This window comes from Oligella urethralis DSM 7531, assembly GCF_000372065.1.
In the GTDB taxonomy this organism is placed as follows: domain Bacteria; phylum Pseudomonadota; class Gammaproteobacteria; order Burkholderiales; family Burkholderiaceae_B; genus Oligella; species Oligella urethralis.
In genome coordinates this window covers 207,356-222,297 of the sequence record NZ_AQVB01000001.1, presented here as the reverse complement: position 1 = coordinate 222,297, position 14,942 = coordinate 207,356, and the positions used below count along the sequence as shown (strand labels likewise).

General features: G+C 48.7%; 12 protein-coding genes. 11 read left to right on the top strand and 1 reads right to left on the bottom strand.

The features are described 5' to 3' along the window. Positions 1-41 precede the first annotated feature (41 nt). From gshA to A3GA_RS0100980, 5 genes are read left to right on the top strand one after another with little or no spacing between them, the layout of a single operon-like run. A complete protein-coding gene (gshA, locus tag A3GA_RS0101000) occupies positions 42-1,604 on the top strand; it encodes a glutamate--cysteine ligase (RefSeq protein WP_018025517.1) in 1,563 nt (520 codons plus the stop codon). Positions 1,605-1,648: 44 nt separating this feature from the next. Next, entirely contained in the window at positions 1,649-2,626 is a 978-nt protein-coding gene (locus tag A3GA_RS0100995; protein ID WP_018025516.1) for an HlyD family secretion protein, read from the top strand. A 21-nt stretch (positions 2,627-2,647) separates the two neighbouring features. Then, complete coding sequence (gene rbbA, locus A3GA_RS0100990) at positions 2,648-5,428, top strand: ribosome-associated ATPase/putative transporter RbbA (protein ID WP_018025515.1); 2,781 nt, start codon at positions 2,648-2,650, stop codon at positions 5,426-5,428. A gap of 3 nt (positions 5,429-5,431) precedes the next feature. Continuing rightward, positions 5,432-6,559 (top strand): ABC transporter permease, encoded by a 1,128-nt coding sequence (locus tag A3GA_RS0100985; RefSeq protein ID WP_018025514.1) that lies wholly within the window; start codon positions 5,432-5,434, stop codon positions 6,557-6,559. Between the two features lie 6 nt (positions 6,560-6,565). Further along, positions 6,566-8,089, top strand: a complete 1,524-nt coding sequence (locus tag A3GA_RS0100980) for an efflux transporter outer membrane subunit (RefSeq protein ID WP_018025513.1) — start codon at positions 6,566-6,568, stop codon at positions 8,087-8,089. A gap of 2 nt (positions 8,090-8,091) precedes the next feature. Here A3GA_RS0100980 and A3GA_RS0100975 read toward each other — a convergent pair whose 3' ends face one another. After that, positions 8,092-8,787 carry an RNA pyrophosphohydrolase gene (locus A3GA_RS0100975; RefSeq protein WP_018025512.1) on the bottom strand — a complete coding sequence of 232 codons (696 nt, stop codon included), beginning with the start codon at positions 8,785-8,787 and terminating at the stop codon, positions 8,092-8,094. Positions 8,788-9,001: 214 nt separating this feature from the next. Here A3GA_RS0100975 and A3GA_RS0100970 point away from each other — a divergent pair, with 214 nt between their 5' ends. The 6 genes from A3GA_RS0100970 (at position 9,002) to tolB (ending at position 14,914) form a co-directional block, all read left to right on the top strand. Next, positions 9,002-10,741, top strand: a complete 1,740-nt coding sequence (locus tag A3GA_RS0100970; RefSeq protein WP_018025511.1) for a proline--tRNA ligase — start codon at positions 9,002-9,004, stop codon at positions 10,739-10,741. Between the two features lie 80 nt (positions 10,742-10,821). Further along, positions 10,822-11,262, top strand: coding sequence for a tol-pal system-associated acyl-CoA thioesterase (gene ybgC / locus A3GA_RS0100965; protein WP_018025510.1), 441 nt, complete (start codon positions 10,822-10,824; stop codon positions 11,260-11,262). Between the two features lie 5 nt (positions 11,263-11,267). Beyond that, on the top strand, positions 11,268-11,957 hold the full coding sequence (gene tolQ / locus A3GA_RS0100960; protein WP_018025509.1) for a protein TolQ: 690 nt from the start codon (positions 11,268-11,270) through the stop codon (positions 11,955-11,957). Position 11,958: 1 nt separating this feature from the next. After that, positions 11,959-12,399: a protein TolR gene (gene tolR, locus A3GA_RS0100955; protein WP_018025508.1), complete on the top strand. Its 441-nt coding sequence runs from the start codon at positions 11,959-11,961 to the stop codon at positions 12,397-12,399. 11 nt (positions 12,400-12,410) lie between these two features. Further along, on the top strand, positions 12,411-13,553 hold the full coding sequence (gene tolA, locus A3GA_RS0100950) for a cell envelope integrity protein TolA (protein ID WP_018025507.1): 1,143 nt from the start codon (positions 12,411-12,413) through the stop codon (positions 13,551-13,553). A 77-nt stretch (positions 13,554-13,630) separates the two neighbouring features. Next, positions 13,631-14,914, top strand: coding sequence for a Tol-Pal system beta propeller repeat protein TolB (gene tolB / locus A3GA_RS0100945; protein ID WP_018025506.1), 1,284 nt, complete (start codon positions 13,631-13,633; stop codon positions 14,912-14,914). The last annotated feature ends 28 nt before the right edge of the window (positions 14,915-14,942 follow it).

Sequence of the window (14,942 nt, the reverse complement as noted above, 5' to 3'; positions counted from 1 at the left end):
CCTTATATACTATTTTGAGTTTCATATCACAGGATTGATTTGTGTCTAAGTTTACAATAATCAAAGCGCAGCAGGACTTACTAAAGCAGATTAGCAGAGGCATTGAGCGAGAGGCACTGCGCATTGATGCCCACGGTGATTATGCCTTGGACAGCCACCCCCAAGCGCTTGGTGCCACCTTAACTCACCCACATATTACGACCGACTACTCTGAAGCATTGATGGAGTTGGTAACTAAGCCCTTTCATGATGTTGAAAGCTTGTTTAGAAGCTTAGAACACATTCATGGCTTTGTTTTACAAAATATCGGTGAGCAATCCCTATGGATGCAATCCATTCCTTGTGAACTGCCACCCGAGGAGCTCATTCCCATTGCTTGGTATGGCCATTCCAATGAGGGTATGCTCAAGCATGTCTATCGTCGCGGCTTAGCGGAGCGCTACGGCAAAGCGATGCAGTGTATTGCCGGTATTCACTATAACTTCTCCTTACCAGAAGCGATATGGCAGCACCTAGAGCCGAGCATTGAAGATGCCAAGGAGCGTCAATCCGTCGGCTACATGAGTTTAATTCGTAATTTCAAGCGCCAAAGCTGGTTATTAATGTATTTATTTGGTGCCTCACCCATTATTAATCGTAGTTTCGTAGGGCAAGCGCCGCATCAGCTGCTAGACTTTGATGACAGCAGTCTGTATTTGCCCTATGCAACTAGCTTACGCATGAGCGATTTAGGCTATACCAGTGAAGCCCAGGCCAATATCCGCACCTGCTATAACCGTATCGAGAGCTATGTATCATTGATTTATAACGCAGTAACACGCCCTTGGCCGGCCTATGAAAAAATCGGCACCCATCGGGAGGGCGAATGGATTCAGCTCAATACTAATATGCTGCAAATTGAAAATGAGTACTACGCCAGTATCCGCCCTAAGCGCACGACTAAGCCTGGGGAGCGCCCTAATAATGCACTGATTAAGCGTGGCGTACAGTATGTTGAGGTGCGTTGTATGGATGTGGATCCCTTTGAGCCTACCGGCATCAGCTCACAAAGCGCTTACTTCCTCGATACTTTCCTACTCTATTGTGCCGTCAGTCACAGTCCACGCTTTGATGCTGAAGACGATTGTGATGAAACTGACAACAACTTCAAGCAGGTTGTGACTGAGGGTCGTAAGCCAGGATTAACACTACAACGCCACGGCCAGCCTATCACCTTAAAGGCGTGGGGTTTAGAAATTATCGAGGCCCTTGCTCCCTATGCCGAGCTTTTGGATAAGGTGTATCAAACGACTGCTCACCGTCAAGCGCTAGCTGCGCAGCAAGCAAAACTTGAGGACATTGCCTTAACCCCAGCCGCACGCTATCAACAAGCGGTTCGTGATAGCGGTCTCAGTTTTAATGAATTCACCAAGCAAAACAGCCTGCAGCACTCCGACCGTCTACGCGCTTTAAAGCTGCCGGCTGAGGTGAAGCAGGCATTGGTGGCAGAATCCGAAGCTTCGTTACAATCCTACCTAGCGAAGGAAAAAAGCGATACAATGAGTTTTGACGACTATCTGCGCGACTTCGAAACTAGCTTAGTTCATCCTGAAGCGGCTTCCTAGCGCTTAATGCTCATCTTCTTTTTGCAACAAAGTGCATTAATCTCATGAAAAAATCTTGGTTATTCATACTTATTTTGCTTATTGCCGCCGGTGCCGGTGCCTATTATTACAACCATCAGCAGCTAAATAAGGAACCTGAGGGCATCGCCCGCTCCAATGGGCGCTTGCAGCTTGAACGAGTGGATGTCTCTGGCTTATATGCGGGTCGCGTCGAGCATGTTTATGTGCGTGAGGGCGAAAGGGTTAAACAGGACGATAACTTAGTTTCCCTCGCTTCCGATCAATATGATAGTCAATTAGATGCGGCTACGGCCCAACGCACTCAAGCCGAGCGAGCAGTAGCCCAAGCCGAGGCTGAGATCCAGGCACATGAAGAGCAATTGCGCTTAGCACAAATCGAGCTGACGAATGCCAACTCACTACGTCGCGAGCGTTTAATTTCCGCCACCGAATTGAATAAACGTCAAATCGCTGTCAGTGCGCAAACCGCCGCAGTTGAGGCAGCTAAAGCGGCCAAAGCCCAAGCTGAGGCGGCTGTACAACAGGCCCAAGCCCAAATTAAGGCTTCTGCTGCCACCACCCGTGATCTGGTGATTAAAGCCCCGATTGACGGCACGGTCGAATACCGCTTTGCACACCCGGGCAATGTCGTCGCCGCTGGTCACCCGGTTGTGAGCTTACTTGATCCCAGTGATACACGTATGTTTATTTATTTGCCCACAGAGACTATCGGCAAGCTTTCTCTTGGCGCTGAAGCGCGGATTCAATTGGACGGTCAAGACTATGTCTGGCCTGCCAACATCAGCTTTATTTCCGCACAAGCTCAATTTACCCCTAAAACTGTTGAAACGGCTGCTGAACGTCAAAAGTTGATGTATCGCGTGGAACTGAGAATTCCGTCTGATATCACCGTAGCACATCAAGACCATCTAAAAAGTGGTCTCACTGGCATGGGCTATGTCAGAACTGAGGCTGAACAATGGCCAGCAGAACTTGAGGTGAAATTACCTCAAACAAATTAAACGCAACCCTACACCATCACCATGCCTACGCATCAAACCACACCCTCAGAGCATAAGACCTATGCGGTTGAGGTTGAGAGTGTCAGCCATTACTATGGCAAAACCCAAGCCCTAAAGGACGTGAGCCTTAAGATTGAGCGCGGTGTCACCGTGGGCTTAATCGGTCCCGACGGGGTCGGAAAATCCACCTTAATGTCATTGATTGCCGGGGTCAAGGTATTACAAAGTGGTGCGGTCACGGTGTTGGGCAACCAGGTGGATAAGCGACGTGAGCGCGAAGCTAATGCCTACCGAGTCGCCTTTATGCCGCAGGGTTTGGGTAAAAATCTCTACCCTACCCTTAGTATCAAAGAAAACATTGAGTTCCACGCCAACTTATACGGCCTGAGTCGTCGCGAGCGTGAACAGAAAATTGCTCGCCTTTTAAAGGCTACTTCCTTAGATCCCTTCCCCGATCGACCAGCTGGTAAGTTATCCGGTGGTATGAAGCAAAAGCTCAGCCTTTGTTGTGCGCTGATTAATGATCCAGAATTATTAATTCTGGATGAACCCACGACTGGCGTCGATCCCTTATCTCGTCGTCAATTCTGGGATTTAGTCGCGGAGTTACGCGCAGAGTTTGAGGGCATGACAGTGATTGTCTCCACCGCTTATATTGAAGAGGCAGAGCAATTTGAATACTTAGTGGCGATGAATGCTGGCGAAATCTTAGCCGCGGATGCCACCCCCAAAGTCCTTGAGGATACCGCTAGTAAAACCCTCGAAGAGGCTTACGTCAAGTTATTACCTGAGCGCGATCATTACTTCGACTTTGATAATATCCCGCCCTTTGAACCACTTCCGGATGAGCCACCGGCCATCAAAGCGGTTAATCTAACCAAGAAATTCGGTAATTTTACCGCCGTAGACAATGTCAGTTTTGAAATTCCTCGAGGCGAAATCTTCGGCTTCCTAGGTTCCAACGGTTGTGGTAAATCCACCACGATGAAGATGTTGACCGGTCTATTGGAGCCCACCTCCGGCACGGCTGAGTTACTGGGTCAACCCACTGACGCCGGTGATATTCAAACACGCCTAAAAGTGGGTTATATGTCACAAAGCTTCTCTTTGTACGAAGAGCTGACGGTGCGTGCTAACTTGGAATTACACGCCAAGCTCTATCAACTTGAAGGCAAAGCAGGTGCGGAAGCGGTTGAAGAGGCGCTAACAAAGTTTAAGATTAAAGAGTATCAGGACGAATTTCCCTCCGCACTGTCCCTGGGCTTAAAGCAACGCCTGCAGCTGGCAGCGGCTTGTTTACACAAGCCTGAAGTACTGATTCTGGATGAGCCCACTTCCGGGGTCGATCCCGAGGCCCGCGATATGTTCTGGGATTATTTGATCAGTCTGTCGCGCGAAGACCGGATTACAATTTTCGTTTCTACCCACTTTATGAATGAGGCCGGTTGGTGCGATCGCATCTCCTTTATGCATCAGGGTAAGGTGCTAGCACAAGACACACCTGAGAAACTGGTGGCCGCACAAAATGCCTCAAACCTTGAAGAGGCCTTTATCGCCTATCTGGAGCAAGCGGAAGCAAGCAAGGACGGCAAGCAAACGACAGAGTCCAAGCAGGATAACAATACCGTAAAATCGGCCTTTAAAGACAGCGACACAAATCAGCAAAGCCGCAAACGCCGCAGCAAAACATTGAACAATATCTTGGCCTTTGCCGCACGTGAAAATAAGGAGCTACTACGCGATCCCGTGCGCTTACTCTTCGTCTTGTTAGGTCCCGTGATCTTAGTGGTCTTTTCCTCCTTAGGCATTACCTTTGATGTACGCAATATCGGCTATGCGGTATATGACCAGGATCAAAGTCAAATCAGTCATGAGTTAATTGCTGAGTTCAGCAGTTCCCCCTACTTTAAGGAACGAGCCATACTCCATAGTGACGAGGATTATGAGGCGATTATTAAAAGTGGCAAAATCCGCTTAGTGATAGAGATTCCGCCCGATTTTGGTCGCCAATTATTGATGCAACAACGGCCCGAACTATCCTTTTATGTGGATGGTTCCATGCCCTTTTCTGGTGAAAACGTCAAAGGCTATATCATCGGTATTATGACGAGTTACGCCCAGAATTTAGCGCAACAACGTGGTCTGGTCCCCGAAGCCTCAGCTCAATTACAAACGCGCTTTGTCTATAACCAAGCCTTTAACAGCATTATCTCCATCACGCCCGGCATGATGATGATGGCGATGATGTTAATTCCTGCCATGATGACGGCGCTAGGCGTGGTGCGTGAGCGTGAAATTGGCTCCATCATGAACCTCTACGGTTCCCCTGCGACGGTGATGCAGTTTTTAATCGGTAAGCAGATACCGTACATTTTTATGAGCATGCTCAGCTTTTACGTGCTACTGCTGATATCCATTTACGCCTTACATGTACCGATTAGCGGCTCCTTTAGCGCCCTATTTTTCGGTGCATTTTGTGCTGCTTGGGTGGCCACTTCCTTGGGATTATTAGTGTCTTGTTTTGCGACTTCGCAAGTGGCGGCGATTTTCGGTTCGGCCATTATCTGTATGATCCCCTCGCTCAACTTTTCCGGTTTACTAACACCGGTCTCCTCCTTAGAAGGGGCCAATTTGTTAGTATCTCAGTTATTCCCTAGTGCTTGGTTCCATAAAATCATTATCGGTGCCTTTGCTAAAGGTCTTTCTTGGCCAGACTTTTTCAAATACTATTTGATACTGACTGCCTTTGCGATCAGTTATTTGTTATTAGCAAATATCTTTTTGAAAAAGCAGGAGAAATAAATTATGTGGATCACGCTAAGAAATATCTGGTTTCTCTGCATTAAAGAGCTTAAAAGCGTACTCAGTGACTATGTGCTGATGGGCTTAATCATTGTGATGTTCTCGGTGGCCAGCTATTCCGTCGCTAAAGGCATGGCGGTGGAGGTAAAAAATGGCTCGGTCGCCGTGGTAAATGAAGATCAATCGCCCTTATCATGGCGTATTATCGATGCCTTAAGACCCCCTTACTTTAAAAAACCGGAACTGATTAATCTAGACGAGATTGATGAGTCCATGAATAACGGTAAATACATTTTTATCCTAGTTATTCCTAAAGACTATGAAAAAAATTTGCTCCAGCAACGCGCACCGGAGTTACAGCTTCTGATTGATGCTACTGCGGTTAGCCAAGCAGGGCTAGGAGCCTCCTTTATACAGCAAGTTGTGGTCGCTGAAACAGCCGCTTATTTTTCTAAAGACCATCCACTCTCTGGCTTACCTATGAGCCTAGTCACTAAGGTACTGTTTAACCCAAATGCCGATTACACCTGGTTTGCGGGTCCGATGCAGATTGTGGCAAACGCTGGCTTACTGGCGATGTTACTGGTGGGTGCTGCCATTATCCGTGAAAAGGAACGTGGCACCATTGAGCACTTATTAGTGATGCCGGTCAATGCGCTAGAAATCGCCCTTTCTAAAGTGATTGGTAATGCCATTGTCATTACCGCCGCCTCAATTGGCTCCTTATATTTAGTCGTCAGTTTGTGGCTAGGTGTACCGCTGGTGGGTTCGGTGCCTATCTTTTTGCTGAGCTTGGTGATTTTCCTCTTTGCTGTTGGTTCTTTAGGGATTTTATTGGGCACCTTTGCTCCAACAATGCCACAATTCGGTCTCTTGGTGATCCCTGTCTATGTGATTATGCGCTTATTATCTGGGGGCGAATCACCGCGTGAAGGGATGCCGGACTGGGTACAAATTATCACCTTATTTTCTCCTCAAACTCAGTTTGCCATGACCACACAGAACTTGTTACTGCGACAAGCTGGTCTGGAAACTGTGTGGCCCAATCTGATTTATATGAGTCTGATGGCCATTGTATTTTTTGCTTTTGCTTTATCGCGCTTCAAAAAAATGTTGGCTAATCAAGGTTAAGCTAGAATGAATTACGTTAAACCAAAACTTATTTGTCTGCTGCTGGGTACTGCGCTTTTAGCCGCTTGTTCCAGCACCCAAATCAACCTAAAAAGCGAGGTCGACTTACCTGCCAGCTTTGAACAAAGTCAAGGCACAGCGCAGGTGGCATTGGATCGCTGGTGGTTAAGCTGGAATGACCCACAATTAAGCGAGCTTATCGAAAGCGCACTGCAAAACAATAAGGAGCTCGCCGCCACCCGCGCTAAGCTTGAAGAAGCACGCGCCATGGCTCGAGCCGCACGCGCCAATATGGGACCGCAAGTAGGTGCAAGCGCCAATGCCATGGGTATAAACGCTCGCCTACGTAATCCTTTAAGCGATGATTTGCGCCACACCATCGGCCACCTCGACAGCTCGCTTGGCGATAAGTACCTTGATGCCAATGCCGGCGGGCTAAGCGCTGGCATTGCCGCCAGCTGGGAACCCGATTTCTTTGGTCAGAAGCAAGCCGATGTAGATGCCGCCACCCAAGGTGCCATTGCCCGTGCTGAGCAATGGCATGCGGCGCAAATGCTGTTAAGTACCGATATTGCCGACTACTATAGCCAATGGATGTACTATGGCGAGAAGCAAAGTCTCAGCTCACAACAAATCCAAGCATTACAGGACTTATTACGCTATGTGAGAGGTCGCTTTGATGCGGCTCAGGCGACAGCTTATGATGTCTTACAGATAGAAACTCAGATTCAGGCAGCCACCGCAGCACGAGTGATTTTTGAAGCGCAAAAAGCCGATGCCGAACGTCGCATTGCGGTGCTCACAGGTCAGGTACCACAGCACTTTAAACTGGCGCCGACTAAGCGTCGCTTAGCCAATCAAACACCGCCCATGCCGAGTGGTCAAACACCTGCCAATGTGCTTAATCGCCGTCCTGATGTACGTGCCAATCAAGCCTTGGTCTATGCCTCATCAGCGCAGTTAGCCAGCGCTAAAGCGGATTTACTGCCGCGCTTCAAACTGAATTTTTTAGGGCAAGGTGGTATCGTCAGCTTAGATAGCGATATGCCAAACATGCGTGGGCTTTCCAATATCATCAGTTTAGGTGTGCAATTACCGATCTTTACCGCCGGTCGTATTCAAGCCAATATTGACAGTAAAGATGCCAAACTGCAGGCGGCGTTATTAGATTATGATCACGCTGTGCTAAATGCACTAGCCGATGTCGACAGCGCCTATCAAGCACAATATCATTTAAGAGCTCAAGAAAATCAGTTCCAACAAGCCGTCAACACCGCTAGACGCCAGCTCGGCTCAGCCCAAAAGTTGTTTAACTATGGTGAAGCCACGCTTGACCGTGTATTAGAAGCTCGACTTCAGCTCAATGAGCTACAGACACAGTTATTGAGTTTAAATCTTGCTAAAACGCAAGCCATGCTAGATCTGTATAAGGCACTCGGTGGTGGCTGGCAAGCCGATGAGCTGGGCGCACAAAGCGAGGCAGGCCTTCTCCATCAAGAGCAAGCCAGCCCTACACCCACTAGTGCCTAGCGTTAATCGCTACGCTTATTAGCGGCGCGTGCCTGATGGCGGCGGCGTAAGTAGTTTTGATTGCGTCTGCCGCTTTTAGCCGCCGCTTTTTTAGCAGTACGAGCTGCAGCCCTAGACTTAGTCTGGGTCGTCCTGGCCGTAGTGACGTTAAGCTCAAGCGCCTGACTACTAACACGCACAGAACTAAAGGCATAATGCAGACTACCAGGACGCTGTGCCACCACCTCGGTCGACAACAAGGTCACCAACTCATCCAAGGCATCTCGGTAAACCGTGCGCTTAAACTCAATCACCGCTTCTAAGGGCACCCAAAAAGGATGCCATTTCCAGGCATCAAATTCGGGGGTTGCGCTGGCTCTAAGACTGATACTAGACTCACTCGCCACCAAGCGCAACAAAAACCAAATCTGCTTTTGCCCCTTATAAATACCTTTTGAATCCCGACGTATAAAATGGTCGGGCACGTTATAACGCAACCAAGTGCGTGTACGCCCTAAAATCTTTACATGCTCAGGTTTTAAGCCGACTTCCTCATAAAGCTCACGAAACATCGCTTTGGTGGGACTTTCACCACGTTGAATGCCACCTTGAGGAAACTGCCAAGACTTCTCTCTAATGCGCTTGGCCCAAAAAACCTCATTATTTTGGTTGAGTAAGATAATCCCAACATTAGGGCGGTAACCTTCCCTATCCAACATAAGGTTCCACCTATCATCAATTTTACTAAGCTAAATTATACGGCTCTTTTGTTGAGCTTCCTACAATCCACCGCAAAAGTAAAATTAATCTACCTAGCAAGCACATCTTTTTTTGGAATCTCCACATGACAGCTGCACCTTCACACCGATTCTAAATACAATGTAAGATTCTGTTGAATCGACTGAGCTCCTATATTTAATCTTATACATAGCTATGTTAGCGTCAAAATTTCATATTAATACTTTAAAAGAAGCGCCAGCAGAGGCAGAGGTTGTCAGCCACAAGCTGATGATTCGTGCTGGCATGATTCGCCGCTTAGCTGGCGGTATTTACACCTACATGCCCTTAGCGCTCAAAACATTACGCAAGGTTGAAACCATTGTGCGCGAGGAGATGGATCGTGCGGGTGCCTTAGAGTTACTGATGCCAGTGGTACAACCTGCCGAGTTATGGCAGGAATCCGGTCGTTGGGATGCCTATGGTCCGGAATTACTGCGGATTAAGGATCGTCATCAGCGTGATTTCGTACTGCAACCCACTTCCGAAGAGGTGGTTACCGATATCGCCCGTAACGAGATCAAGAGCTGGCGCCAATTACCGGTCAATTTTTACCATATCCAAACTAAATTCCGTGATGAGCGCCGTCCCCGCTTCGGTTTAATGCGTGGTCGCGAATTCACCATGAAAGATGCCTATTCCTTTGACAAGGATGAGGCAGGCGCAGCAAAGTCCTATGACAATATGTACGATGCCTATGTGCGTATCTTTACCCGTCTAGGCCTTAATTTCCGTGCGGTGGCTGCCGATACTGGCTCCATTGGCGGTTCCCGCAGCCATGAGTTCCAAGTGATTGCCGACACCGGTGAGGATGAGATTGTTTACTCGCCTAATTCTGATTACGCAGCCAATATCGAATTAGCAGAGGCGCCCTGCCTCATCGCTGAACGGGCTGCAGCCAGCGAGGAATTGACTGAAGTACATACGCCCAATGCTAATAAGTGCGAATTAGTGGCTGGTTTATTAGGGTTGCCCTTAGCTCAAACCGTTAAATCTGTGGTTTTCCATACCACAGACGATGAAGGACAGGAGCAAATCTACTTATTATTAGTGCGCGGTGATCACGAGGTCAATGAGGTCAAGGTATCCAAACTACCCGCCTTTAAACATGGCTACCGCCTAGCTACGGAGGAAGAAATTCGTGACTACTTCGGCTCCAATCCAGGTTTCTTAGGCCCGCTAAACACACGTAAAGCAGTGCATGTGATCGCTGACCGGACGGTGGCTAAGATGCACGACTGGGTCTGTGGCGCCAATAAGGAGGACTACCACTTACGCGGCGTTAACTGGGGTCGTGATTTAGCTGAGCCTGAGGTCGCCGATATTCGTAATGTGGTGGCTGGCGACCCTACGCTGGACGGCAGTGGCACCTTAGCAATTCAACGAGGCATTGAGGTAGGTCATGTCTTCTTCTTAGGCGATGTTTACTCCAAAGCGCTTAACGCCACCTTCCTTAACGAGGAAGGCAAGGCTGAGCCTTTACAAATGGGTTGTTACGGCATCGGCGTGAGTCGTATTGTGGCCGCTGCCATTGAGCAAAACCATGATGATAAAGGTATTATCTGGCCCATCAGTATCGCTCCCTTTGAAGTAGTGATTTGCCCCATCGGTTGGGGTAAAAGCGAGGCGGTACGTGAGGAGGCGAGCAAGCTTTACCACAGCCTCTTGCAGGCCGGCGTAGAGGTCATTCTGGACGACCGTGATGTGCGTCCTGGCGTGATGTTCTCCGAATGGGAGCTTATCGGTGTGCCTATCCGTGTAACCATTGGTGAACGAGGCCTAGCTAAGCAGGAGGTGGAAGTACAGTCACGTGCTGCCGCCGAATCACAACAGATCAACTTAGCTGATTTAAATGCTTACGTTTTAGAGCTTTATCAGAGCTTAAAAACTAAGTAATATAGGCTGTTATTTACTGAGCAAGTCTACGCCTAACACCATTAGGTCGTAGACTTTTACTGCATTTATCCTAATTATTTATGAACGATACCAAAGCGCATCAGGACGAGAGCAAACGCTTTATCCTTCCGGTTCGGGTTTATTATGAGGACACCGATGCTGGGGGCGTAGTCTTTTACGCAAACTATTTAAAATTTTTCGAGCGCGGGCGCACTGAATGGTTACGTAACTTAGGCGTCAATCAAGCGCAACTTGCCGAGGAGCAACAACGCATCTTTGTGGTGGTGGGTACTCAGCTACGTTACCGCAGCCCCGCACGGCTTGATGATCTACTGCAAATTAACACCACATTGAGCAAAGTTGGTAATTCCTCCTGCTCTTTTGAACAAATCGCGGAACGAAATGGCGAGATCTTGGTCGAAAGCTCTATCCAGATCTGCTGTGTCGATACCCAAAGCTTTAAACCGGCACCCATTCCGGCTGATATTCGTAGTTTATTTCTTTCTGTTCAGGATAATTAATCGCTATGCCACCGATCGAAACTTCAGACACCTCCATGTCCGTTACTTCATTAATTCTTAACGCTAGTTTGCCTGTGCAAATTATTATGCTGATTTTAGTCATTGCCTCCGTTGTATCGTGGGCCATTATGATCAGCAAATACCTACAGGTTAAACGTGCCTTGCAGCAAACACGTGATTTTGAAAGTCACTTTTGGCAAAGTAAGGAGCTCTCAGACCTCCATCAATCAGTGAGCAAGGATTTAGATCAAAGTGGCCCGCTCGCACGCATTTTTAATGCTGGCATGACTGAGTTTTTACGTCATCGCCGCAGTGGTCAGACTGATGGTGAGCGTATCATCGACGGCACCCATCGTGCCATGCAGGCAACCACACAGCGCGAGCTTGATAGCTTAGACGCTAAGCTTAACTTTTTAGCTTCTACTGGCTCGGTCAGCCCCTATATCGGTCTACTCGGCACGGTGTGGGGCATTATGCATTCATTTATCGGCTTATCAACGGCGGTAAATGCCACCCTGGCAGCGGTTGCACCGGGTATTGCTGAGGCCTTGATTGCCACGGCCATCGGTCTATTTGCGGCGATTCCAGCCGTGTTGGGTTACAACTACTTCAGTACTCAAAATGATATTCTCGCCGGTCGCTTCGACAGTTTCTCTGACGAGCTTTTAAATATTTTACAACGCCAGCTTCGCTAAGATGAAAACATATCAACGACGCCGCCAGCGCGGCTCACGCCGTAAAAATGAAATTAATGTCGTCCCCTACATTGATGTCATGCTGGTGCTATTAGTTATTTTTATGGTGACGGCGCCCATGATTACGCCGGGGGTCGTGAATTTACCTTCAGTCGGTCAAGCAACCGAGGTACCGGCCACGCCAATTGAGATTCAGATTGCAGAAGACGGTGCTTACAGTATTCGTCTGCGTAATGCCGGCGCTAATTTTCAGAATATCCCCAAAGAGGCGCTACTGGATGAGGTAAAAATGTTATTGCAACAGCCCGACACCCCAGTGGTGATTGCCGCGGACGGCAAGATTGCCTATGAAGAAGTGATGCAAGTGATGGACACCTTACGTGCTAACGGCGTCACTCGTTTGGCTTTGATGGTCAATCAAAATCAAAGCAGCAAAAAATAGTTTAATAGTCAATGATTAAGTTTGAGAATCCTAACGAGTACTATGAAAATAGTGATAATACCAAGGGCCTGATTGGCTCCTTGGTGTTTCACTTAGCTATTATTGTGCTGATTGTGGCTAGCCTGTTCTTAAAGCCTGAGCAAGCGGCAGGACCAATTCAACTCGAACTCTGGGCTGAGGGTACTGAGCAGATTCTTAAAGCGCCCACTGAAACAGCCACCATGGACCCGGCCGACGAAGACACGGTCAATGAGGACGAAGTCGACCCGGAACCGGAGCCTACGCCTGAACCAGAACCGGAGCCCGCAGCGGAACCTGAAGCCCCTGCACCCGAACCAGAGCCTGCGGTGACTCCACCCGTCGCGGCAACGCCTCCGCCAGCACCACAGGAAGATCCTGAGATTGCTTTAGAGAAAAAGCGCGAGGAAGAACGCAAGCAGCGTGAAGCCGAAGAAAAACGCAAGCAAGAACTCGCGCGCCAAGAGGAACAACGCAAAAAAGAAGAACAAGAGCGCAAACGCAAAGAAGAGCTGGCTAAGCAAGAAGAACTGCGCAAAAAAGAGGAAGCGCGTAAACAAGCACTCGCCAAACAGGAAGAGGAGCGCAAAAAACGCGAAGCCGAAGAAAAGCGCAAGCAAGAACTCGCGCGCCAAGAGGAACAACGTAAAAAAGAAGAGCAAGAGCGTAAGGCAGCCGCTGAGAAAAAACGTTTAGCCGAGGCAGAAGCCAAGAAAAAGGCTGCCGCCAAAGCCGCTGCTGACGCCCGTGCCGCAGCTGAAACCAAGGCTAAAGCCAATCGTCAAGGAGCCGATGTACGCGGTGCCATGCGCGGTGATATCAATAGCATCGCCGGCATTCAAGGCGGGCGCAATGCACAAAACCAACGTGGCGGTGGCGGTGGTAATAACGCCGTGATTCAGGCGATTCAACGTTGTGTCCAGCCATTATTACGCTATGGCGGCGCGCAGCGCTTAACGGCGCACTACGAAGTGACGATTAATGCCAATTTAAAAGCCACGAATGCACGGATCACCCGTCGTTCTGGCAACGCAGCCTTTGACAATGCCGTGGTTAATGCGCTTAAAGCTTGCCAAAACTACCCAGCGGCAATTCGTAGCTCGAAGTTTACTGGACACTTTAATTACGTCCGCTAATGTGGCTTCAGCTTTTTATGTTAACTTAATAAAACTGATCAATTTATCAAAGACATTTATCTAGGAGATGGTTTGCTATGACTTCAGCATTACTTCCACGCAGTACTAACCGTCTGCGCTCAACTGCTTACCGCCTCGTCGGTAGCCTGGTGACCTCTGTTGCGCTAAGTCTAGGCATCGGTGCTGCCCAGGCGCAACTCTATGTACCGCTGCAATCCAGCGGTCAGGAAAATTTCAAATTCCCAATTACCGTCGCTGACTTTACCGGTCCTAATGGCAAGGAAATTGCTGATATTGTGGCAGCTGACTTGACGCGCTCAGGTGAGTTCGAAGTTAATCGAGTGGAGGCCGTGACCTCAGACTCAGCCGGCACACCTAACTGGGATGCGATTAATGCCCTCCAAATCGCCACGCCCTTAGCCTATGGTTCTAGCACCGGCACTACGGTCAATTACGGACTCGTCGATCCAACGCAGCAGAGCACCATTGAAAGCAAATCAGTGACTGGCAGTAACCTACGCCGTCAGGCTCACCGTGTGGCTGATGCAATTTATGAAAATCAAACCGGTGTGCGCGGTATCTTCTCAACGCGTGTTGCCTATGTTGCAGGCAACCAGCTTTATGTGGCTGACGCCGATGGTCAAGGCGCTCAAGTTGTCGCCTCCTCCAACTCATCGATTATCTCGCCCAAATGGTCTCCAGACGGCCAAAAGCTAGCCTATGTTAGCTTTGAAACAGGTAAACCGGTAGTTTATGTACAAAATCTTGCCACTGGCGGTCGTACGGTTGCAGCTAATTTCCACGGCAATAACAGTGCCCCGGCATGGTCACCAGACGGTAGCCAATTAGCGGTTGCACTCAGTCGTAGTGGTCTTTCTAATATTTTCTTAATCAGTGCTAATGGTGGTGATAGTGCCCGTCAAATCACCGATTCACCAGAAATTGATACCGAGCCGTATTTCTTCCCAAATGGCAGCGGCATTATCTTTACCAGTGACCGCGGTGGCAGCCCGCAGATTTATCGTGCTGGCCTAGGTGGTGGCGGTGCTAGCCGAATCACTTTTAACGGTTCACAAAACGTTTCCGGTGCCATTTCACCAGACGGTTTAAAACTAGTTAACTCCAGTATGCGAGGTGGCGCGTATTCAATCGCTCTCACGAACTTAGGTGGCGGTGGTGACCAACTGCTAACCCGTGGTCCTAACGATTTATCGCCCAGCTTCTCAGCCAATGGTGTACAGATTCTTTACGTCTCTGGCTCAAACTTAGCCTTAGTGAATGTGGACGGTACAAATCAACAAATTATCCCAACCTCATCTGGCAGCATCAGTAGTGCCGCCTGGGGACCATTTGTTGATTAAGCAATAGCGGATATAGCGCAAGCTTTTT

Bases quoted from the DNA above. Each gene is read 5' to 3' on its own strand.
- ybgC (WP_018025510.1), top strand. From the start codon at position 10,822: ATGAACGATACCAAAGCGCATCAGGACGAGAGCAAACGCTTTATCCTT.
- A3GA_RS0100970 (WP_018025511.1), top strand. From the start codon at position 9,002: ATGTTAGCGTCAAAATTTCATATTAATACTTTAAAAGAAGCGCCAGCA.
- A3GA_RS0100975 (WP_018025512.1), bottom strand. From the start codon at position 8,787: ATGTTGGATAGGGAAGGTTACCGCCCTAATGTTGGGATTATCTTACTC.
- A3GA_RS0100980 (WP_018025513.1), top strand. From the start codon at position 6,566: ATGAATTACGTTAAACCAAAACTTATTTGTCTGCTGCTGGGTACTGCG.
- A3GA_RS0100995 (WP_018025516.1), top strand. From the start codon at position 1,649: ATGAAAAAATCTTGGTTATTCATACTTATTTTGCTTATTGCCGCCGGT.
- tolB (WP_018025506.1), top strand. From the start codon at position 13,631: ATGACTTCAGCATTACTTCCACGCAGTACTAACCGTCTGCGCTCAACT.
- tolQ (WP_018025509.1), top strand. From the start codon at position 11,268: ATGCCACCGATCGAAACTTCAGACACCTCCATGTCCGTTACTTCATTA.
- A3GA_RS0100985 (WP_018025514.1), top strand. From the start codon at position 5,432: ATGTGGATCACGCTAAGAAATATCTGGTTTCTCTGCATTAAAGAGCTT.
- tolR (WP_018025508.1), top strand. From the start codon at position 11,959: ATGAAAACATATCAACGACGCCGCCAGCGCGGCTCACGCCGTAAAAAT.
- tolA (WP_018025507.1), top strand. From the start codon at position 12,411: ATGATTAAGTTTGAGAATCCTAACGAGTACTATGAAAATAGTGATAAT.
- rbbA (WP_018025515.1), top strand. From the start codon at position 2,648: ATGCCTACGCATCAAACCACACCCTCAGAGCATAAGACCTATGCGGTT.